The organism is Hymenobacter psoromatis (assembly GCA_001596155.1).
In the GTDB taxonomy this organism is placed as follows: domain Bacteria; phylum Bacteroidota; class Bacteroidia; order Cytophagales; family Hymenobacteraceae; genus Hymenobacter.
In genome coordinates this window covers 1,575,093-1,596,986 of record CP014771.1, presented here as the reverse complement: position 1 = coordinate 1,596,986, position 21,894 = coordinate 1,575,093, and the positions used below count along the sequence as shown (strand labels likewise).

17 protein-coding genes and 3 tRNA genes are annotated in these 21,894 nt (G+C 60.6%); 14 read left to right on the top strand and 6 right to left on the bottom strand.

What is annotated here, in order from left to right; all coding sequences use genetic code 11:
- Positions 1-35: 35 nt before the first annotated feature.
- The 5 genes from A0257_06845 to A0257_06825 all read right to left on the bottom strand — a co-directional run bounded on the left by A0257_06845 (position 36) and on the right by A0257_06825 (position 7,157).
- Positions 36-1,991, bottom strand: a complete 1,956-nt coding sequence (locus A0257_06845; GenBank protein ID AMR26850.1) for a hypothetical protein — start codon at positions 1,989-1,991, stop codon at positions 36-38.
- Between the two features lie 223 nt (positions 1,992-2,214).
- Positions 2,215-3,648, bottom strand: coding sequence for a hypothetical protein (locus A0257_06840; GenBank protein AMR26849.1), 1,434 nt, complete (start codon positions 3,646-3,648; stop codon positions 2,215-2,217).
- 153 nt (positions 3,649-3,801) lie between these two features.
- Positions 3,802-4,983, bottom strand: coding sequence for an acetyl-CoA acetyltransferase (locus A0257_06835; GenBank protein AMR26848.1), 1,182 nt, complete (start codon positions 4,981-4,983; stop codon positions 3,802-3,804).
- A gap of 120 nt (positions 4,984-5,103) precedes the next feature.
- Positions 5,104-6,150, bottom strand: a complete 1,047-nt coding sequence (locus tag A0257_06830) for a hypothetical protein (GenBank protein ID AMR26847.1) — start codon at positions 6,148-6,150, stop codon at positions 5,104-5,106.
- On the bottom strand, positions 6,147-7,157 hold the full coding sequence (locus A0257_06825; GenBank protein ID AMR26846.1) for a hypothetical protein: 1,011 nt from the start codon (positions 7,155-7,157) through the stop codon (positions 6,147-6,149). The genes A0257_06830 and A0257_06825 overlap by 4 nt, the downstream gene beginning before the upstream one ends.
- Positions 7,158-7,411: 254 nt before the next feature.
- Here A0257_06825 and A0257_06820 point away from each other — a divergent pair.
- The 5 genes from A0257_06820 to A0257_06800 all read left to right on the top strand — a co-directional run bounded on the left by A0257_06820 (position 7,412) and on the right by A0257_06800 (position 11,045).
- Positions 7,412-7,499, top strand: a tRNA-Ser gene (locus A0257_06820).
- A 93-nt stretch (positions 7,500-7,592) separates the two neighbouring features.
- Positions 7,593-7,666, top strand: a tRNA-Pro gene (locus A0257_06815).
- Positions 7,667-8,053: 387 nt separating this feature from the next.
- Positions 8,054-8,128 (top strand) — tRNA-Arg (locus A0257_06810).
- A 194-nt stretch (positions 8,129-8,322) separates the two neighbouring features.
- Positions 8,323-10,344 carry a DNA topoisomerase IV subunit B gene (gyrB, locus tag A0257_06805; GenBank protein AMR26845.1) on the top strand — a complete coding sequence of 674 codons (2,022 nt, stop codon included), beginning with the start codon at positions 8,323-8,325 and terminating at the stop codon, positions 10,342-10,344.
- A 176-nt stretch (positions 10,345-10,520) separates the two neighbouring features.
- Positions 10,521-11,045 (top strand): GNAT family acetyltransferase, encoded by a 525-nt coding sequence (locus tag A0257_06800; protein AMR29653.1) that lies wholly within the window; start codon positions 10,521-10,523, stop codon positions 11,043-11,045.
- 9 nt (positions 11,046-11,054) lie between these two features.
- Here A0257_06800 and A0257_06795 read toward each other — a convergent pair whose 3' ends face one another.
- Positions 11,055-11,507 carry a tRNA-specific adenosine deaminase gene (locus A0257_06795; GenBank protein AMR29652.1) on the bottom strand — a complete coding sequence of 151 codons (453 nt, stop codon included), beginning with the start codon at positions 11,505-11,507 and terminating at the stop codon, positions 11,055-11,057.
- A 506-nt stretch (positions 11,508-12,013) separates the two neighbouring features.
- On the opposite strand from A0257_06795, the gene A0257_06790 reads away from it, so the two are divergent.
- The 9 genes from A0257_06790 (at position 12,014) to A0257_06750 (ending at position 21,850) form a co-directional block, all read left to right on the top strand.
- On the top strand, positions 12,014-12,550 hold the full coding sequence (locus tag A0257_06790) for a hypothetical protein (GenBank protein ID AMR26844.1): 537 nt from the start codon (positions 12,014-12,016) through the stop codon (positions 12,548-12,550).
- On the top strand, positions 12,537-14,261 hold the full coding sequence (locus tag A0257_06785) for a GMC family oxidoreductase (GenBank protein ID AMR26843.1): 1,725 nt from the start codon (positions 12,537-12,539) through the stop codon (positions 14,259-14,261). Before A0257_06790 ends, A0257_06785 begins: the two co-directional genes overlap by 14 nt.
- 15 nt (positions 14,262-14,276) lie before the next feature.
- Complete coding sequence (locus A0257_06780; GenBank protein AMR26842.1) at positions 14,277-15,167, top strand: xylose isomerase; 891 nt, start codon at positions 14,277-14,279, stop codon at positions 15,165-15,167.
- A 188-nt stretch (positions 15,168-15,355) separates the two neighbouring features.
- A complete protein-coding gene (locus A0257_06775; protein ID AMR26841.1) occupies positions 15,356-17,575 on the top strand; it encodes a penicillin amidase in 2,220 nt (739 codons plus the stop codon).
- A 126-nt stretch (positions 17,576-17,701) separates the two neighbouring features.
- Positions 17,702-18,253, top strand: coding sequence for a hypothetical protein (locus A0257_06770; GenBank protein ID AMR26840.1), 552 nt, complete (start codon positions 17,702-17,704; stop codon positions 18,251-18,253).
- An 85-nt stretch (positions 18,254-18,338) separates the two neighbouring features.
- On the top strand, positions 18,339-18,596 hold the full coding sequence (locus A0257_06765) for a hypothetical protein (GenBank protein ID AMR26839.1): 258 nt from the start codon (positions 18,339-18,341) through the stop codon (positions 18,594-18,596).
- A gap of 354 nt (positions 18,597-18,950) precedes the next feature.
- Positions 18,951-19,853, top strand: coding sequence for a hypothetical protein (locus A0257_06760; protein ID AMR26838.1), 903 nt, complete (start codon positions 18,951-18,953; stop codon positions 19,851-19,853).
- 9 nt (positions 19,854-19,862) lie between these two features.
- Positions 19,863-20,099, top strand: a complete 237-nt coding sequence (locus A0257_06755) for a hypothetical protein (GenBank protein AMR26837.1) — start codon at positions 19,863-19,865, stop codon at positions 20,097-20,099.
- Complete coding sequence (locus A0257_06750; protein ID AMR26836.1) at positions 20,096-21,850, top strand: hypothetical protein; 1,755 nt, start codon at positions 20,096-20,098, stop codon at positions 21,848-21,850. Before A0257_06755 ends, A0257_06750 begins: the two co-directional genes overlap by 4 nt.
- The last annotated feature ends 44 nt before the right edge of the window (positions 21,851-21,894 follow it).

The window sequence follows — 21,894 nt, the reverse complement described above, 5'->3', positions numbered from 1 at the left end:
GGTAGGGGCCGTTTATTCGCCAGCGTGGCATGGTTTCAACGGCCGCCCAGTGGCAGGCGGTAGCGGGTGCCCAGGGTGAGCTGGCTCATGTCGTTGAAATTGCTGGTGGCGCTGCCTTCCAGCAGCCAGGCGGGGGTAGCCTGCCAGCGGGCTTGCAAAAAATAGCCGCCAGGGGCCGTGTAGCTGGGTTGGCCCAGCAGGAAGAAAGCCAGAAAGTTCGTGCTATAGGTATTGCTGTTGGCGACGGTGATGCCGCCGAGCAGCGTCAGGCGGTCGTGGCCGAAGCCGGTGCCCAGGCCCGCCCGAAACAGGCCGTTGCCCACCGCGTCGGGGCCGTAGGCATTGCTCAGGTGCAGCCACACAACGCGGTCCACGCCGTATTCCGCCAAAACGCCTACCCCCGCGCCCCGCGCCCGACCCGGCTCCACCACGTAATCATAGGCGCGGGCGCTGCTCAGATGCAGGCCCAGGCCGAAGCGCATATAGCTGTGCCGCAGATTCTTGCCCCGCGACTTGCTGCCCACGGCGGCGTATTCCAAATAAGGGTTAACATCGAATAGCCGGCGACTGGTGGCGGGGTCCGCCACGTAGGTCGAATCGCCAAACTGCCCGCCTTGCACGACCAGCCCGGCGGGCGGGTCGAAGCTGGTGCGGCCCAGAAAGCCGGTGAGCCCCGCCGTCAGCCGCTTTGAGCCTTCGCTTCCCAGCTGTTGCGAATAAGCCACGCCCAGCGCGCCCACATTATAGCGCTGGTGGTAGCCCGGAAACGTGGTAATATTCGCCTGCGGGGTCGAGCAGGTGCTGTAATCCTGATAAAGCTGGTAGCTGCTGCCCGTGAGCCCGCCGCCGCTCAGCGTGAGCGCGCGGGCCGGCTCCGCGAACGCGCCGGCCGGGGCTGCCGTGGGGGCCGGGGCCTGGCTCATTAGCCCGAAGCCCAGGGCGAGCAGCGCGGCCGGCAGCGGGTTGCTCAGCCGCAATGCCCGGCCCCAGCGCAGGGCCTCCAGCGCCAGCACCGGCAGCAGCAAAGCCCGCAGCACCAGCGTTTCGGCCACCGTTAGCTGGCCCGGCAGCAGCCAGGGGGGTAGGGCCAGCAGCGCCAGCACCAGCACCAGGTTGGCCAGCGGCTGGTTGGGCACGGGCGGCGGGGTAGGGCTTGTTAAGTTATCGTAAGTAGTTGTTTCAGAAGAATTAATCAAGCGGCTGCGCCAAACCGCCACCGCCAGCAACGCCAGCGCAGCGGCAGCCAGGCCCCATTGCACCGGCTTAAGGCCGTACCAGAGTCCGGCCCCAAGCACGTCGCTCCACGGGTCACGCCCGAATTCCAGCCCAAACCGCCCCGCGGCAAACGCGCCTAGCGCCAGCGGCAGCGGCAGCGCTAGGCCCGACCGTCGTGCCAGTTGCCGCCGCTTGGCCACCAGTACCCCCGCGATGCATAGGCACAACAGCACCTGGTAAACCGGGGCCGCGTGTACCGGTAGGCTGACCGCCGCCGTGGCCGGCAGCAGCCCGTGCGCCACCTGCGTTGCCCACGGCCCGGTGCCGGCGGGGTAGCAAATGCCCAGCCCCAGCCCGGCCCCCAGCGGCGTGCCGTAGCAGCAGCCGGCCAGCAGGCACCCTACCCCCTGCACCGCCAGCCCCAGCACCAGCGGCAGCGCGAAGGCATCGGTGGCCTCGCGCCCGAAGCCCAGCCAGCGGCGCAGTCCGGCCAGCACCAGCACCGCCGCCGCCATGCCACCCAGCACAGTGCGGCCCAGCGCCGCGCCGCTTCCCCAGTGGCCGTGGGCCAGCACGGCGTGCCAATCAGCGGCGGTGCCGGCGGCCACGCGGGTGCCCGCCACGAAGGCCAGTACCGTGCCCGCCACCAGCAGCAGCCACGGCTGCCACGGGTAGCCCCGCCGCCCGCCCCGCGCTACCAGCAGCCCGCCCGCCAGCCCAAAACCAAATAGGTAAAAAACGGCGTAGGCCGGCCACCCGCCCACGGTGGCCGGCAAAGTCGGTAGTACATAAGTATAAGTCCCCATAGCGCTAGCAGTTGCGCGTCCGGCCCGCGTGGCCGGTGCGTTCCTAAAGCTACCGGGGCGCTACTCGTTTTCCCAACGCGATTTTGCCTTGCAAAGGATGTTGACTTTAGAAGCATTTGTAAAGTAAAAGTCGGATTATCAGCAAAATAATCTGCTGATAATCCGACTTTAGAAATCTCGTTTCCCTACCCCCTTACTTGCGCTTAGGGGCGGCTTTGGGCACGAAGGGCTTGCCGTTGAGCTTGAGGCGGGGGCCGGCATTTTGGAGCTTGCCGTCGCGGTAGGTTACCTGGCGCTCGGTGCCGCCGTTGGCTCGGTAGTAGGTCCACTCGCCGCTTTGCTTGCCGTTTTTGTACTGGCCGTCCACGGCGGGGCTGCCGCTTTCGTGAAACTCCCGGAATGGCCCGGTCAGCAGCCCTTTCAGGTAGTTGGCTTCCTTGAACGGCTGGCCGTTGGCGAAATACTCCTGGCCCACGCCGGTTTGCAGGCCGTTAATATCAAACTGCTGGCGCGTCTGCACCTTGCCCGTGTCGAAATAGGTGAGGCGCTCGCCGGCGAGCTTGCCGTTGGCGGCGTAGGTTTCGACCTGGCGCGGGGTCTTGCCATCGGGGTAAAGCTCGCGCCAGGTGCCGGCGGGGCGGTTGCTTTTATACTGCTCTTCGGCCTGGCGCGGCTGGCCGGGCGCGTCGTAGTAGCGCACCACCTTGCGGTCGCGGCCCTGGGCCGAATAATCGGTTTCCTCCTTCAGCTGGCCATTTTCGAAGTAAACCAGGCCGTGGCCAGTGGGCACGCCCAGGCGATAGGTGGTTTTTCCCTTCACCTTGCCGCTTTCATAATATGAGGTGGCCGGGCCGTCGAGGGCGGCGGTGCCGGTGCGCGGGGCCACGCGCTTGGTGAGGTCGTCGCCGAGCTTGTTGGTCACGGCGCGTTCGCGCAGGGCGGCCGGGGCGTAGGTGCCTTCGGTCTGGAGCTGGCCGGCGGGGTAGTACGAGCGGTAGCTGCCCTTGCCGGTCTGGTCGTTCATTACCGTTTCGCTTTCGAGCTGGCCGGTTTCGTAATACGTCTTGTAGGAGCTGGCCAGCAGGCCATTGCGCAGCATGCCTTCGCTCTGCACCTTGCCGCTGGGATAGAAAAATTTAACCGCGCCGTTGGGCTGGCCGTTGACGTACATCACCTCGGCGGCGGCCTGGCCGCTGGCATATAGCTCGCGCACCGCGCCGTTGGGCTGGCCCTTGGCGAGCGTGGTTTGGAGCTTAATTTCGCCGGTGGGGTAGTAAGTCGTCAGCGGCCCGCTGGGTTCATCATCCAGAAAAGTACCGACCTGCGCCACCTTGCCATCGGGATAGTAGGTTTTGAACGGCCCCTGGCGCGTGCCGGCCACGTAGGTGGCCTCCAGGCGCCGGGCGTGGTTGGCGTGAAACTCCACGTAGAGCGAGTCGCGCTTGCCGTCGGTGTAGCGGGTTTGGGCTTCGAGGCGGCCGTTGGGGTAGAAGCGCTTATACGGCCCGTTCAGCACGGTATCCTGGGCCACGAGCGCCCGGTAAATCTCGTGCGGATGAATTTTGGTCGAGTCGAAGTAAATTGTAATCCGCTGAGAGCGTTGAGCTTGCGCGGCCAGCGGCAGCAAAAGGAAAAGCAACAGGTATCGCATAGAAAGCTTAACGCTGGTGGGCATTTTTTTAGCGCGGAGTTTCGCAAAGTTGGCAGAGTTTCGCGGAGGCGGCCGGCCCTGCACCCTGCGAAACTCTGCCAACTTTGCGAAACTCCGCGCTAAAAAAACCTACAGCTTTTCCAACACAATCGAGCTGGCCCCGCCGCCGCCGTTGCAAATGCCCGTCACGCCAATTTTGCCGCCCTCTTGCTCCAGCACGCTCAGCAGCGTGGTCACGATGCGCGCGCCCGACGCGCCCAGTGGGTGGCCCAGGCTCACGGCCCCGCCGTACACGTTCACCTTGCTGCCTTCCAGGTTGAGCAGCTTATTATTAGCCAGCGAAACCACTGAGAAAGCCTCGTTAATCTCGTAGAAATCAACATCCTTAGCTTCCAGTCCAGCATTTTTTAGTGCCTTCGGAATGGCCAGCGAAGGCGTGGTCGTGAACCACTCCGGTGCCTGCTCGGCATCGGCAAAACCACGAATAAGGGCCAGCGGCTTGATGCCCAGCTCGGCGGCCTTTTCGCGGCTCATCAGCAGCACGGCGGCGGCCCCGTCGTTGAGGGTCGAGGCGTTGGCGGCCGTCACGGTGCCGGTTTTGGTGAAGGCCGGCTTGAGGCCCGCCATCTTCTCAAATTGTACCTTGGTATATTCCTCGTCGTCGCTCACTATAGTATCCTTGCCGCGTACCGTAACGGTCACGGGCACAATCTCTTCCTTCTTCTTGCCGGCCTGCGCGGCGGCAGCGCTACGCTCGTAGCTCTGGCGCGCAAAGGCGTCCTGCTCCTCGCGCGTGATGCCGTAGTGAGCGGCCGTGGCGTCGGCGGCGTTGCCCATCGCATAGTCGTGGTAGGGGTCCCAGAGGCCGTCGCGCACGAGGCCGTCAATCATCTGGCCATTACCATACTTAGCTCCAAAACGGGCTTTGTCGAGGTAGTAGGGCACGTTGCTCATGCTCTCCATGCCGCCGGCCAGAATTACCTCAGCCTGACCCAGCATAATAGCCTGAGCACCATACATAATAGCCTTCGAGCCCGAAGCGCAAACCTTGTTCACGGTGGTGCATTCCACGGTATCGGGCAGGCCGGCACGCTTGGCCGCCTGCCGGGCCGGGGCCTGGCCCAGGTTGGCCGAAATGACATTGCCCATAATCACCTGCTCAACCAGCTCGGGCGCTACGCCGGCCTTGTCCAGCGCGCCTTTCAGGGCAATGGCCCCCAGCTCAACGGCCGACAGCGAGGCCAGTGCCCCGCCAAATGAGCCAATCGGCGTGCGCACGGCGGCTACGATAACTACTTCTTTTACTTGCATATAAGGGGTGGGAGAGGGGGTAGGCAACAAGTAGCCCGGCCGCCCGATGAGAATAGAAGCACAAAAAACTAACGAACCTTCGTTTGTTTTTGCAAAAGTACGGCTGGTAGCGCAGACGCCTTACCAGGTGGGCTGGCCGGGCGGCGGCGCGGTGCCTGACCTGGGCCGGGGCCGCTGCTGCAAATATTGCTGCTCGCTGGCCCGCAGCGCATCAAGCAGCTGCTGGGCCTGCACGGGCGTTAAGTCCATCGCTTTCAAGCGTTCGCGCTGGGTTTGCAGCTGCTGGTTGGCCTCGGGGGCCGCCTCGGTGCCGGGGCGGTGCCCCTGGCCCGCCGGGGCGCTTTTGCCCAAAGCTGCGTTGCTGGCATCGAGGCCCTGGCGCGGGCCGCCCGCGGGGCCCGTGGGCACGGGGCGTGCCGGGCCCGCGCCGCCCGGCTTGGTGCCTCCGCCAGCGTTGGTGCCCGCCTGGGGGGTAGGGCGCTGGCGGTCGGGCTGGCCCGTGGGGCCGGGTTGCGGGGCACCGGTGGAGCCACCCGCAGGCGGCGGGCCAGAGTCCGGCACTTCGCCGGGCTGGTCCGTGCCAGGAGTAGGCGCGGGGGTAGGGCTGCGGCCCGCACCGGGCGGCGCCGTTGGGTCTTTTTTAGGCTGATTATCAGGCGGAGTGCCAGCCGGTGTGGCGCTGCCGGGGGGGGGTAGGGATGGTGGCCGCTGGCCCGCCACGTACTGGCTCAGTAGCTCGTAATTGTAGCGCGCTTCCGCATTAGTCGGGTCAAGCCGCAACGCTTGGCGCAGCAAGCCGATGGCCTGCGAAAACTGATGCTCCGTCGCCAGCAGGCCGGCCAGCTGCTGCCGCGCCGCGCTGCCAATGGCCGCTGGCACCGCTGGGCTCAGCAGGCGGCCGTACGTAGCGCGCGCGCCGGCAGTCTGCCCGGCTTGTGCCTGGGCTTGAGCTTGGTTGAGCAGCAGGGCGGGGGCAGGGCCGCCCCGCCCCGCCAGGGCCACGGCGCGGGCACACAGCCAAGCCGCTTCGGTGGCCTGGCCCCGCTGCGCGGCAGCCTGGGCCTGCGTTTGAGCAACGTTGTGCTCGCGCACCCGCACCAGCCAGTCCCAGCCCGGCAGGCTGGCCCCCAGCAGCACGAATAACATAGCTACGAAGCTGATTTTCATTGGTCAGGGCGCAGCACGCGCACGGTGATAAGGCTATCGAGGAGCAGCAGCACCAGCGCCGCGCCCAGCGGGTAGCGATAGCGGTTGTCGGCCACGGCCACGGTGCGGCCCGCAAGCTGGCTGGCCTCGGGCGTGGGTAGGGTGCGCAGGCGGGCCACGAGGGTACCTAAGCCATTCTCTTTGTCATTAAGCGCTGCATATTGCGCATTGGTCTGGGCGGCTATCTGCAATAGCGGGGCCTCGCGCAGGCGGCTGATTACTTGGCCGCCGCGCGCGTCGCGCAGCGGCGTTTTGCCGCCCGGCGCGGGCACCGGGCCACCCGCCGCCGTGCCTACCCCCACCGTAAACACCCGCGCCCCGGTGCGGGCCAGCGCTTGCAGCACGGGCTCCAGGTTTTCGCCAAAGTCCTCGCCATCACTCACCAGTACGGCGGCCGTGGCGTGCGGTGGGGCCGCCCCCGTGGTCCCGGCTGCGGGCGAGCCGGAGGGTCCCAGCCGGCTCAGCAGTAGGTCGAGGGGCGCGCGCAGGGTAGTGGGGCCGGGCGGCGTGAGCTTGGTGCTCAAAGTGTTAAGAAACAAGTCCAACGCCGACTGGTCGTAGGTGAGCGGGCATTGTACGTAGGCCTCAGCCCCAAACACAATGAGCCCCAGCCGGTCGGCCGGAAAGGCGGCGGCCAGCTCACGCAGGGCGGCCTGGGTGCGCAGCAGGCGGGTCGGCGTCACGTCGGCGGCATCCATCGAGCGCGACACGTCCACCAGCAGCCACACGTCTTGCCCGGCCGTGCGCACCGCTTGTTGCCGCACGCCCAGCGCCGGCCCCAGCCAGGCCAGCACCAGCAAAGCCCCGGCCAGCAGGCGCACGGGCAGCTTCCAGGCCAAGCGGGCTGCCCCGACTCCCAGCCGCCGCCCCAGCCGCGCCGTGCGCTGCGTGTAGAGCGTCAGCAGCAGCCCTAGCACCGCCAGCCCCAGGGCTGCCGGCCAGAAATCAGGATACGCCCAGGTGAGCATAAGGCGTGGCAGGTGCTAATGGCCCCGGCAACGCCGCCGGGAGCCGACAAAACTACGCGCAGCCCCGAATAAGCGGGCTAATGCGGCCAAGGGAAGATTTTCTTACCGCCTGTCAGTCAGACCACAGTCAGCACTAGGCGCGGCCGCACGGCCGACTTTCGCGCCCCAGCCTGAAAAAAAGGCGCGGATTTCAGCCAATCGCTCGTATATTTGCAGCCGCTAAGGCTAACCGGGCCTTGGCAAGCCACTTGTACGGAGAAGTGGGTGAGTGGCTGAAACCAGTAGTTTGCTAAACTGCCGTAGCTCTAAAGGTTACCGGGGGTTCGAATCCCCCCTTCTCCGCATGGTTGAGTTAAGAGTTAAAAGTGATGAGTTAAGAGTTCTTTACCTAAAGACAACCTTTAATTCCTGACTTTTAACTCTTAACTATATTTTCGGGGTGTAGCGTAGCCCGGTATCGCGTCTGGTTTGGGACCAGAAGGTCGTAGGTTCGAATCCTGCCACCCCGACATTAATTATCGCACGTTGCTTGGCTAGGCAGCGTGCCGAATGCGGTGGCAATTGGCACACAGCAACACACATTTAGCAAGTTCAGTCCGTATTTTGGCCATGCTGCCCAAGCGTAATTTGCTCCAGTCAGCATCTTTTTGCGCAGGGTCGAGGTGATGAAACTCAAATACCGCGTAGTGGCTTTGGGCTAGGCTTAGGCCACAATCGCGGCAGTCGCTGCCCAGGTAGGCAATGGCTTCTAGCTTACGTTTCACCCAGCGCTGCTGGCAGCGAGTGTTGAAACACTTTTTGCAATAAGACATTACTCCCTGCGCATGACAGCGTTGCGAATAGAAGTCGCTACTTGGCTTCAGTACTTTGCAGTCTGCGCAGGTTTTTGTCATCATGCCCTGTTCGTATAACGGATAATACGATGCTCTTCTAAAGCATCTATGGGGGTTCGATTCCCTCACAGGGTACTAATATAGTAGTGCGCCGATTGCCGCTTGTCAGGTTAAGCCGGAAAATGCCATCTACAGCCCCAAATGGGGCTTTTTTTTGGCCCGAAAATACCCCAGAAAAGATGCACAAAAACTAGGCAAAATGGAATAAAAAGAGTACTTTTGGATGTTCTCTTCCTGACCGTATTTCCGGTCAGTTTAACCCCCTCTCTCGCATGAGTGAAGTAGTAGAAAAGAAAGCCCCCGCCGACTACTCGGCCGATAGCATTCAGGTGCTGGAAGGGCTGGAGGCGGTGCGCAAGCGCCCCAGCATGTACATCGGCGATACGGGTGTCAAAGGCCTCCACCATCTGGTGTGGGAAGTGGTGGACAACTCCATCGATGAGGCCCTGGCCGGGCACTGCGACCTGATTCAGGTTACCATTAACGAAAATAATTCGGTTACCGTCCGCGACAACGGCCGCGGCATTCCCGTTGATTGGCACGCCAAGGAAGGCCGCTCGGCCCTCGAAGTGGTGCTGACGGTGTTGCACGCCGGCGGCAAGTTTGACAAGGACAGCTACAAGGTTTCGGGCGGTTTGCACGGGGTAGGCGTGAGCTGCGTGAATGCGCTCAGCATTGACCTGAAAGTAAACGTGCGCCGCAAGGGCCACCTCTACGAGCAGGAATACAGCATCGGCGCACCGCTCTACCCGGTGAAGGAAATTGGGGATACCGACGAGCACGGCACGGAAGTACAGTTTCTGCCCGACCCCAGCATCTTCACCGAAACGGTGTACCGCTACGCCACCATCGCCGGCCGCCTGCGCGACTTATCGTTCCTCAACAAGGGCATTCGCATTACGCTTACCGACCGCCGCGATGTGCTGACCGGCGACGCGGCCGTGGGCCACACCGACGCCGAGGGCTTCCGCTACGAAGAGTTTTACTCCACGGGCGGCCTGCGCGACTTCGTGCTGTACCTCGACGGCACCGAGCGGCCCTCACTACTCGCCGAGCCCATTTACGTGGAGAGCGAGAAGGGCGGCGTGCCCGTGGAGGTAGCGTTGCAGTACAATACTTCGTATCAGGAAAACGTATATTCCTACGTTAATAACATTAACACCATTGAGGGCGGCACGCACGTGGCGGGCTTCCGCTCGGCGGTGACGCGGGTGCTGAAAAACTACGGCGACAAACGGCAGCTTTTTGATAAGGCCAAGGTGGACATTACCGGCGACGACTTTCGCGAGGGCCTCACGGCTGTTATCTCGGTGAAGGTGATGGAGCCGCAGTTTGAGGGCCAGACCAAGACCAAGCTCGGCAACTCGGAGGTGAGCGGCGCGGTGAATGCCGCGGTGGGCGAAATTCTGGGCCAGTACCTGGAAGAAAACCCCGGCCAGGCCAACCGCATCATGGATAAGGTGATTCTGGCCGCCAAGGCCCGCATCGCCGCCCGCAAGGCCAAGGACATGGTGCAGCGCAAGAACGTGCTGGGCTCCAACTCGTTGCCCGGCAAGCTGGCCGACTGCTCCGACTCGGACCCCGAGGTGTGCGAGCTGTATTTGGTCGAAGGTGACTCGGCCGGCGGCACCGCCAAAATGGGCCGTAACCGGGCGTTCCAGGCCATTCTGCCGCTGCGCGGTAAAATCCTGAACGTGGAGAAAGCTCAGGAGCACAAGATTCTGGAGAACGAGGAAATCAAGAACATGATTACCGCGCTCGGCGTGACCTTCAACGAGCGCAAGTCGCTGGCTTTCGGCACCGATGATGACGGCAACGAAACGGGGCCGCTGAACTTCAGCAAGCTGCGCTACCACAAAGTCATCATCATGACCGATGCTGATATCGACGGTTCGCACATTCGGACGCTCATCCTCACGTTCTTCTTCCGCTACATGCGGCAGCTCGTGGACCAGGGGCATATTTACATTGCCCTACCCCCCCTCTACCTTGTGAAGCGCGGCAAGGAGGAGCGCTACTGCTGGAGCGAGGAGGAGCGCATAATGGCCCAGGAGGAAATCGGCCGCGGCAAGCCCGAAACCGTACATGTGCAGCGCTACAAGGGCTTGGGCGAGATGAACGCCGAGCAGCTCTGGACCACCACCATGCAGCCCGCCACCCGCTCGCTCAAGCAGGTGACCGTGGACTCGGCCGCCGAGGCCGACCACCTTTTCTCCATGCTGATGGGCGACGAAGTGGCCCCGCGCCGCGACTTTATCGAGCAAAATGCCAAGTACGCCAAGCTGGATGTCTAGACCACGGATTCGTCCGGATTTTTCGGATTCGTCGGATTTTGTGGACGATTCGCGCTAGTGAAAAAGGCCGTCTGTTTGGGTGGCCTTTTTACTGGTTGAAATACTTTGTGGGCATGGGTTGGCTAAGTGTGCTGCTTTTGTTCAGACACTTAGATAGCCCTTTTGCTCTAAAGCCAATGCACCAGCTACACTTATTGAATAGTACGCTCGCTGATGTTGACGAGATTTTCAGGCTGTATCAGGTTGCTACCGATTATCAAAAAACCAAGCCGAACTCAGTTATTTGGCTGGGCTTTGAGCGGTCGCTGGTGGAGCAGGAAATTCGGGAAAAGCGGCAGTGGAAATTGCTTATTAACGGCGTCATTGCCTGCGTTTGGGCAACTACTGACGACGACCCCGAAATTTGGGAAGAACGCAATGCTGACCCCGCTGTGTATATCCACCGCATTGCGACTAATCCCGATTTTCGAGGCCAGGATTTAGTAGCAAAAATTGTGACCTGGGCGATTAGCTACGCGCGGCAGAACGGCAAAAAATACGTGCGCCTCGATACCGTTGGTGACAATCAAGGACTTATCCGACATTATACCTCCTGTGGATTTACGTATTTGGGTTTGGTTAAGCTTAAAAATACGGCGGCTTTGCCAACGCATTATCAGAATTCTACCGTCAGCTTATTTGAGTTGCCGGTGGGAGGGTAGGGAAACTGCTCAATACGCAGTTTTCCTGGTCTTTGCTGCCCATGCTTCGAATGATACGAGGGCTTCTTCGCGCAAGAGCTGCTGTATGGGCAGCGTGCGCTCGGCCAGGGGCTTCTCAATCTCATCGTAGATGAACTGGTCGTCGAAGCCGATGGCTGCCGCGTCGGCCTTGGTGTTGGCATAAAACACGCGCGCCGGGCGCGCCCAGTAGATGGCACCCAGGCACATAGGGCACGGCTCGCAGCTGGTGTAGAGGTCGCAGCCGTCGAGCTGAAAGGAGCCCAGCACCTGGCACGCCTTGCGAATGGCATCGACCTCGGCGTGGCAGGTCGGGTCGTTGGTGCTGGTGACCTGGTTGAAGCCGCGGGCGATTATCTGGCCGTCTTTGACGACGACAGCACCAAACGGACCGCCAAAACCGGCCTGCATGTTGGAGAGCGACAGGCGAATGGCCTCGCGCATGAAGTCGGGGCTAGGCGAGGTAGGTGAAGGGTTAGTGTTTTTCACAGATTGATAGTCAGTTTATTAGTGAAAAGAACAAGAAAATTTTCGGCGCTGACGAAATCTTTTGCCTGGTTGTTTGTTCTATCCACGTGAAAGAATAGTTTTTTAAGGTGTTTTGGTTGGAAAGCCCTTCGCTTATGGCGTAGGGCTTTTTTCATGCCCATTAAATTCACCTAGGAAAGCGACCAGCCTTTAATATAGGCCAGGATTGAAAGAGCAAAAGTAAAGCTTTTGCGCCGCACGAATGCGCCGGGGGTAGGGCAGCGCCGGCGGTCATGGCCGGTTCATGGCATCCGCGGCGGCGGAAGAAGGGGGTATGATAGTATTTTAACAAAAACTGCTGTCTGCGCCGGGTATGGGTCTGAAAGGGGGGGTAGGGCGCGCTGCTACGTGTAATTTGCAGTGTTACCCTTTTCCCCACCCGCATGATAAACCGACGATTAGCGGTCAGGCACCTGACCATTTTGGCCGGGGCGGCCGCGCTGCTGCCCGGCTGCCTGTCGCAGAGCCAGGAAGAGCAAAAAGCTTCCTACCCCCTCCGGCACGTGGCCATGAGCGCCGGCCAGGAAAAGCTGCTCGCGGAGGTCTGCGAAACCCTTATTCCGACGACCAGCACGCCAGGTGCCAAGGAGCTGAGCCTGAACCTGTACGTGCTTAAAATGCTGGACGACTGCACGCCCGCTAAGGACCAGCAAATCTTTATGGCCGGCCTGGGCAAGTTCGACGAGGCCGCCCAGAAGCAGCTGGGGCAGTCGTTTGAGGCCAGCCCGGCGGTGCAGCGTGCGGCCCTGTTGCAGCGCATCGACCAGCAGCCGCAGGCGTTTCCGGAAGAAGTGGTGGCCTTTTATCGGGCGGCCCGGCAGCTGGCCATTGACGGCTACACGGGTAGTAAGTACTTCATGACCAAGCAAGTAGTGTACGAGTTGATACCGGGGCGCTACGACGGGTATTTTCCAGTGAGCAAAGTCGATTTATCCAAACCCCATCATGGCCAATCTTAACATCGATAGCATAAAAGCCCGCACCTTTGACGCCATCGTGATTGGCTCGGGCATGAGCGGTGGTTGGGCGGCCAAAGAGCTGACCGGCAAAGGCTTGAAAACCTTGGTGGTGGAGCGCGGCCGCGACGTGAAGCACAACATCGACTACCCCACCACCAACCTCAACCCCTGGGAGTTTCCGCACGGCGGCAAGGTGCCGCAGGACATTCAGGAGGCCAACCCCATTGCCAGCCGCTGCTACGTTTTCAAGGAAGACGCCATGCACTTTGTGGTGAAAGACGCCGAGCACCCGTACGTGCAGGAAAAGCCGTTTGACTGGATTCGGGGCTACCAGGTGGGCGGCCGGTCGCTGCTGTGGGCGCGCCAGACCCAGCGCTGGAGCACCTACGATTTTGAGGGGCCGGCCCGCGACGGCTTTGCCGTGCCCTGGCCCATTGGCTACGATGATATGGCCCCCTGGTACAGCCACGTGGAGAAATTCGCGGGCATCAGCGGCAACCGCGACGGCCTGCCCGCCCTGCCCGACGGCGAGTTTATGCCCGGCTTCCCGCTCAACGCCGTGGAGGACCACTTCCGGCTTCAGCTCAAGAAAAGCCACCCCGACCGCCACGTTATCAGCGCCCGGTGCGCGCACTTGTCGAAGCCGCAGCCCATTCATTATGAGCAGGGTAGGGTGCAGTGCCAGAACCGGGTGCTGTGCCAGCGCGGCTGCCCGTTTGGCGGCTATTTCAGCAGCAACTCGTCCACCATTCCGTGGGCCCTGAAATCGGGCCACCTTACGCTGACGCCCAACCAGGTGGTGGAGAGTATTTTATATGATGAGCTGAAGGGCCGCGCCGCCGGCATCCGGGTCATCGACACGCACACCAAGGCCACGACCGAGTGCTACGCGCCGGTGCTGTTTGTGAATGCGGGGGCGCTGAATACTAACTTGTTGCTGCTCAACTCCACGTCGGGTCGCTTCCCCAATGGCCTGGGTAATGACAGCGGCGTGCTGGGTAAGTACGTGGCGTTTCACAACTACAGCGCGCGGGTTTTTGCCGAGTTTGAGGGGTTGAAGGAATTTACCACCGACGGGCGCAACCCGGCGGGCGGCGGCTACCTACCCCGCTTCCGCAACGTGTTCAAGCAGGAAACCGACTTTTTGCGCGGCTACGCTACTAGCTTTGGGGCCTCACGTGGCCTGGTGCGGCCCGCGCAGGGCTTCGGTGCCGACCTCAAGCAGCAGCTGGAGCGCCCGGCTCTGGGGCCGTGGCACGTGTCGGCGGGCATGATGGGCGAAACCATCCCGAAGGCGACCAACTACGTGCGCCTCGACCCCACCCGCAAGGACGAGTGGGGAATGCCCTTGTTGTCAATTTCAGTGGCTTACGACGACAACGACGCCAGGATGAAGCAGGATTTCTTCGAGCAGTTTACCGACATGTTTACGAAGGCCGGCTTCACCAATATCAAGTCCCAGGACTCGCACCAGGCGCCCGGCCTCGACATTCACGAGATGGGCGGCGTGCGCATGGGCCTGGACCCCAAGACGTCGATGCTCAACAAGTGGCACCAGCTGCACGCCTGCCCCAACGTGTACGTGACCGACGGCGCGGCCATGACCTCGACTTCGACCCAGAATCCATCGCTTACTTACATGGCCTTCGCGGCCCGCGCCGTGGACCACGCCGTGAGCGAGCTGAAAAAGCAAAACCTGAAAACTTCCTAGCCCTACCCCCCTGCCATGACGCAACGCCGAGATTTCCTGAAGCAAGCTGGTTTATTTTCCGCCGCCGCCCTGGTGCGGCCGGTGCTGCTGCGCGCCGCGCCGGCCCCGCTCAAAATAGGCTTGCAGCTGTATTCGCTGCGCGAAACTATTGGCCAGGACGTGAAAGGCACGCTGGCCAAGGTGGCCCAGGCGGGCTATCAGGAAGTGGAAACCTACGGCTACAGCCCCGAGAAGTACTTTTGGGGCCTCACGCCGGGCGAGTTCCGGGCGGCACTCGCGGCCAACGGCCTCAGCACTTCCAGCGGGCACTACGACCTGGGTGGCTTCATGAGCGATGGCAATGAGCAGCAGCTGCAAACAGCCATCGCGGCGGCCAAAGGCTGCGGCCAGACCTACGTCATCGTGCCCTACCTCGATGAGAAGCTGCGCACGTCGGTGGCCGATTTTAAGACCGTGGCCACGCGGCTTAATAAGGCGGGCGCGCTGTGCAAAGCGGCCGGGCTAAAACTAGGCTACCACAACCACGACTTCGAGTTCAAGCCCATCGGCGGCACCGCGCTCTACGACGTGCTGCTGCGCGAAACCGACCCCAAGCTGGTTGATTTTGAGATGGACATCTACTGGGTGGTGCGCGCCGGCCAGGACCCCATCAAGCTGATGCAGGCGCACCCCCGGCGCTTCCCGCTCTGGCACGTGAAGGACATGGATAAGGCGAAGCCGGAGCTGAACACGGAAGTCGGCGCGGGCTCCATTGACTTCCGCAAAATCTTCGCCCAGGCCGGCACGGCCGGGCTCCAGCACATTTTTATGGAGCAGGAAAACTTCGGGATGGATGCTTACCAGAGCATCGCCCAAAGCGCGGCGTATATGAAAAAGACCCTGCTTCCGGCGCTGAGGAGGGGGTAGCGCGGGGCGGGCTGCCGGCTTTTTGGCCGGCTGTCCGCTCGTCGGGCGCGCCGCTTGTTCTTCCATAGAGCGGACAGCCGGCCAAAAAGCCGGCAGCCCGCCGCCGTATGGTCACCAAATCTGAAACTGCCCTAACTTGCACCAGAGCCGTTTCGTGGATAAGTCTTAGGTAAGCGGCCCGCCACCCGATGCAAAAACTGTGTACGCTCTTTCTGTTGCTGGCCGCCGGCGCGGCCCATGCCCAGGCTTTCACCCCCGCCGAAGTAGCGCGCTGGCGGCAGCAAGCGCAGCGCGTTACTATTGTGCGCGACACCTGGGGCGTGCCCCACATCACGGGTAAGACCGATGCCGACGCGGTATTTGGGCTGCTCTACGCGCAGTGCGAAGATGATTTCGCGCGGGTCGAGGACAACTACCTCACCGCGCTGGGCCGGCAGGCCGAGGTGCGGGGCGAGGCCGCGCTCTACGAAGATTTGCGCCAGCGCCTGTTCCTGGATTCGGCGCGGGCCGTGGGGATTTACGGCCGCGGCCCGCGCTGGATGAAGGACTTGCTGCACGCCTTCGCCGACGGCACCAACTACTACCTCGCTACCCACCCTACGGTGCGGCCCCGGCTGCTGCACCGCTTTCAGCCCTGGATGCCGCTGCTTTTCAGCGAGGGCAGCATCGGGGGCAACGTGAGCGTGGTGCCGCTGGAGCGACTAAAGGCCTTTTACAGCGCGCAAAAAGGCACTTCCTACCAAGCGCCCGCGCCTGCGGAAACGCGGCTGGCTTTTGAGAAAAGCGAAGACGAGCCGACCGGCTCCAACGGCTTCGCCATCGGGACTAGCAAGAGCGCCAGCGGGCACCCGTTGCTGCTCATCAACCCGCACACGTCGTTTTATTTCCGCTCCGAAGTGCAGATGACCAGCGCCGCCGGCCTCAACGCCTACGGAGCCGTAACGTGGGGGCAATTTTTTATTTACCAGGGATTCAATGCCACCTGCGGCTGGATGCACACCTCCAGCCAGGCCGATTCGATGGACGAATACCTCGAAACGGTGAGCGAGCAGGATGGCAAGTTTTTTTACCAATACGAAGGCCAGCAAGTGCCCCTACCCACCGATACGCTGTCGCTGGTGTACCTCAAAGACGGGCAGCGGCAGCGGCGGCGCTTCACTACCTACCGCACGCCGCACGGCCCGGTGGTAGGCAAGGTGGGCGACAAGTGGGTGACGGTGAAAATGATGGACACGCCCCTCGCAGCCCTGGAGCAGAGCTACCTGCGCACCAAGGCCCACGACTACGCCGGCTTCCAGCAGGTGATGCGCCTGAACGGCAACGCCTCCAACAACACCGTTTTTGCCGATAACCAGGGCACCATCGCCTACTGGCACGGCAATTTTATGCCCCGCCGCCCGGCCGGCTACGACTACGCCCAGCCCGTGGACGGCAGCACCAAGGCCACCGAGTGGCAGGGCCTGCACCCGGTAGAAGACCTGGTGCAGGTGAAAAACCCCGCCAGCGGCTTCATCCAAAACTGCAACTCTACCCCCTTCACCGTGGCGGGGGAGGGTAGCAGCCCCGACAAAAAGCAGTATCCCGCCTACATGGCCCCCGATGCCGACAACTACCGCGCCCTCAACGCGGTGCGCGTGCTGAGCCGCAAAAAAGCCTTTACCCTCGACACGCTCATCGCGGCGGCCGACGACCCGCACTTGCTGGGCTTTGAAAAGCTGCTGCCGTCGCTGGTGCGCGACTGTCAGCTGCTGCTCGATGAGCCCGGCGGCTCCCTACCCCCCGGCGTGGAGGCGGCCCTCCCCGTCCTGCGCCGCTGGAACCTGCGCTACGACACCACCTCGGTGGCCCAGACGGTGGCCATTTATTGGGGCGAGCGCATCCAGCGCCTGGCGCGGCCCCGCGTGCCCGCCGGCCAGCCAATGGATTATATCAGCTTCACCCAGTTCATCATTGAGCACACCACGCCCGACGAAAAAGCCACTGCCCTGAGCGAAACCCTGGCTGAGCTGACCCGCGACTTTGGCAAGTGGCAGATTCCCTGGGGCGAAATCAACCGCTACCAGCGCCTGACGGGCCGCATTGACGAGACCTTCAGCGACCAGCAGCCGAGCCGGCCAGTGGCGTTCTGCTCCTCGGCCTGGGGCTCGCTGGCCGCGTTTGGCGCGCACACGTACCCCGGCACGAAGCGGCGCTACGGGGGGGTAGGCAACAGCTTCGTGGCCGTGGTGGAATTTGGCCCCCGCGTGGTGGCCCGCTCCGTGGTGACGGGCGGGGCCAGCAGCCACCCCGCCTCGCCGCACTTCACCGACCAGGCCCCGCTGTATTGTACCGGGCAGTTCAAAGACGTGTGGTTTTATCCCGAAGACGTGGCTAAGCACGTGGAGAAGCAGTACCAGCCGGGGCAGTAGGGGTAGGGAATAATTTTTCAATTCATCCCGTGATGCTAGGCAAGCCGGCGTATTGATAGGAGTAAAGTCAATTCAATGAATCAACCAGCCTATGCGCGACAGTATCTGCCTACCGAACTGCGCTTGATGCAAACCGGTGGTTACGCGGCCGCTTACCCCCACCTCACGGCCGAAGAAAAGGCCCTCATTTACCACTATACTGCCAGCGGCTCCACGAATATCAACCGGCTACTGCGCAATAGCCAGGGTGTGCCGGCTAATGCCCTAAGCCAAGAGCTGGTAGCTGTCGTGCAAAAAATGCCTGTTTACCAAGGCAGCGCGTATAGCGCGGCTCACCTGAGCCCGCCCGAACTCAGCCGCTTACGTTCGGTGTTCACCGGGGGGACGCCGCAAACCGCGGAAAGCCTTACGTGGCCCGCTTTTTTGTCAGCCAACCGCTCCATATCAATTGCCGAGCGCCATCTGAATTATACCAGTCCGCCGAGGCCGCACAACTGCTTATTCCTGCTAAACTCCTTGCGCGGCCGCTCTATTGAGTCGCTATCGTACTATGGTCCTAACAGCCACGACCCGCATGATAATGAGCAGGAAATCTTATTTTTACCAAATACTACGTTCCGAATTACCGGAATTGACTTTACTACTGCCTGGCCCCAGGTAGAACTACTGGAAGTATAACGCGCCTATGTCTGCCTTCACCACTTATCTCGAAGCCGCTAGCCAGCGGAAAGCTCCCCTTCAGGAAGCTGACTTACTGTTGGAAATGGTAGTGGCGCAGGATGACCCAGCTCTCCTGAATGCTATCATCGCTGCCTTAAACGAAGAACTGCGCGCCCTACCGCTCACGGCTCCCAATAGTGTTTTTTCAGCCATTATGCGCCTCATTATGCACCTCGACCGCCGCCGCGAAGATGCCGAGCTGGCCGCCGACCCCGCCCGCCGCGCCGGCATCGAGCGCGTAGCCGCCCACTTCGCCCGCAAGGCGCAGTCTGGCTTTTCGCCGCTGCCGCTGCCCGAGTAGCGGGCGGCAGTATGAGTTGCTGAAAACCGTTCTACCTAATCACAACAGACACTACGCTAGCATATTCAGGTAGTGCAACAGTGCCAGATGGGGCTGCATTAGTCGCTCATCCTCGGTGCAACCGCCGGTGCCGGCGGTTTCGCAGTACTTGCCGCTGGGTTTGGGCTAGATTGCAACTCAAATTAAGCCGCGCTCGGCTTCGATTTTCATAGAAATAAGGGCAATAAAAAATTTCTTAACATACCAAAAAGGGCGCTAGCTTATTTTTTGAAAATACAAAAATAAGCTAGTAAACTTGCTCGCAAATTGTAGTGAATTATCTACCTTTGTTTGCTTCTACTTATCAGCTTCTCTATGCTCTCTATTACACGCACTTGGTATGAGAGGGAATTTGAGTTAGCTGTTCGGAAAAAGCGCGGCGAGGAATTTCAGGATTTCTTTGCTACCATCATGACGTTGGCGTACCAAGGCGATTTTGTGCGGGTGAGGCCGTGGGGACGGGAGGGCGACCGCAAAAACGACGGGTATCTTATTTCTACCAAAGAATTATTCCAGGTCTATGCACCAACGGAATTAGAAGTAGCTGTAACGATTCGAAAAATCAGAGAAGATTTTGCGGGCGCGGTTCAGCACTGGGACGCTCATTTGACTAAATGGACGCTAGTGCATAATAGCTTGGATGGGGTGCCGCCCGCTGTGCTGGCTGTGTTTTTGGAGTTGCGGCAGCAGCATCCGAGCAGGCAAATTGGGCAGTTCACCCCTTATGACCTGCGCACAATCGTTTTTACCCTCGGAGCAGCTGATATCGCCCTAGTGCTCGGCCCACCTCTTGAATCCCTGCCCCCCTCCCAGATTACGTTCGACGAAATTCGTGTGGTGCTAGAAAACGTAGCCCGCGTTTTTCCGGTGGCTACCGAATCAGTCGGGACAGTGGATTACGGTAAGCTAGACGCGAATGGCCTGAACCCAGAAAGCCGTCAGATTATCCTATGGGGATACGGGGCTGCAAGCCGGGTAGCTCAATTCTTGGATACTTATACTTTCGACCCCGAATTGGGCCAAAAAGTAGCCGCAACGCTACGTGCCGAGTATCTGCGCCTGAAGGCCACGGGTAGCGGCCCGAACGAAATCTTTGCCGAACTGCTCTCGTTCGTATCGTACCACCGGGGCGAGTCGCCAACGGCGGCGATAGCCGTATTAGCGCACTTCTTCCAAACGTGCGACATCTTTGAGGCGGCTCCCACCTTTACTTCTTAGGCAAGCGCCATGATACTGCCTACTAAACACCTTTCTGCCGACCGGGCCTTGCTCACCATTGGGGGGCAGGTGCTTAGCCTATTAGACAAGCCCAAGACTGTTTCGGTGCTGTGGGAAGACTTTAAGGTGCAGCCAGTGGCGGGAGCAGCAGTTCCGTTCGATTGGTTTATCCTCGCTCTCGACTTGCTGGCTTGCACTGGCATTGTCTCATTAGATGGTACCCGGATTAAGAAAAAAAATTCGTGATTCACCGTATTACCAGCGACCTGCCTTCTTTTAAACCTGTCGAACTACGGCCGGGGCTGAACGTCATTGTCTCGGCTAAGTCGGAGCAATCCAACGATGGGCAGACCCGCAACAAATCGGGAAAATCGAGTTTGCTGATGCTGATTCATTTTCTATTCGGGAAAGAATGCGGCACCGAATCTTTGTTTCGCAAGCCTGAACTGGCAGCCTATACTTTTTCGCTGGAATTTGACTTGCGGGGTGCCCAGGTACGGGTAAGCCGAAGCGGCGCGACTTTTGGCTGGCTAGCAGTGGAGTTGGTGGCGGGTTCAACTGCCCAATGGCCCGACGACCCGTTGCGTGGCCAGGCTAGCGCTAAGATTGCCCAGGCAAAATGGCGTGGGGTGTTGGGCCTAGCTATGTTTGGGTTAGCTGAGAATCTAGGCACTTACGGCCCGACTTTTAGCCAGCTTTTCAGCTATTTTGTTCGGCGGTCGGAAAATGGCGGCTTGGCCGAACCTACCAAACAAGCTGCTCTGCAACAGCCCGCCGATGTGCGGGTAGGGCTTTCGTACTTACTAGGTTTGGATTGGCGTATCAGCCAGGAGCGGGAGCGGCTGCGGCAGGAAATAACTGGGGCGCAAAAGCTCCAGAAGGTGGCGCGGGATGGTGGATTGAGCAGTGTCATAGGCGACCCAGGGCAGGTATTTACGCAGCTCACACTGGCCCAAAAGGATGTGGACCGGCTAACCAAAGCCCTGTTAGAATTCCGCATTCTACCCGACTACATGGAGCGCGAAAAGGAAGCTAATCACCTGACGCGCCGATTCAATGAACTGTCCGACGAGGTAGCTCAGCAGCAATTTTACGTGTCCGACTTGCGCCAGTCATTGCAGTCGGAAGATGCCCCGGCAACCACCGATTTAGAACGGCTATATGAAGAGGCCGGCTTGGTACTACCAAGCTTGGTTCGGGTGCGCTACGAAGAAGTTAGGCTATTTCACGAGTCCATTGTTCGCAACCGCCGCCTATACCTAGAAGGCGAAATTGCGGAGGTGGAGGTGGGGATAGCGGAGCGGCGGCGGCAATTGAGCAAGCTCGACACGCGCCGTAGCGAAGTGATGCAGCTATTGCAAACGCACGGTGCCCTCGAACACCACACTCAATTACAAATTGCCTTAAGCAAGGCGGTAGCGCAAACCGAACGACTCAAACAAAATCAACAACTATTGGAGGAAGTGGCTCAGCGCGTAGCGGAGCTTAAAATTCAGCAAGGACAACTGACTCTCCGCTTGCAGCGAGACTTCCGGGAAAACCAGCCCGTGCTGACCGAAGCAGTATTGGCTTTCGAAGCTGCCTCAGAGGCGCTTTATAGCGACCCCGGCAATCTAAGCATTTATCCATCGGAAAATGGGCCGGAATTTAGTATTACGATTCAAGGGCGCAGTAGCCGGGGGGTGAATAGTATGCAGGTTTTCTGCTTCGATATGATGCTGATGCAGGTGGCAGGCAAGCAAGGAATAACCCCTAGTTTTCTGGTTCACGACAGTCATTTGTTCGACCCAGTAGATGAGCGACAGAATGAGAAAGCATGGGCATACGGTGCTGAACTAGCGAGAGAATTAGGCTTTCAATACATCATTGCGCTGAATTCTGACCAATTTCCCGCGCCGCAAAATCGGGTGACTCAGCTTGCAATTGAACAACATATAGTCCCGCCGCACCTCACCGATGCTGACGGTGGTGGACTTTTTGGCTTTGATTTTTATTAACGGATTCCAATTCTGCATTAAACAGTGAATGGCGTTAGCGCTAG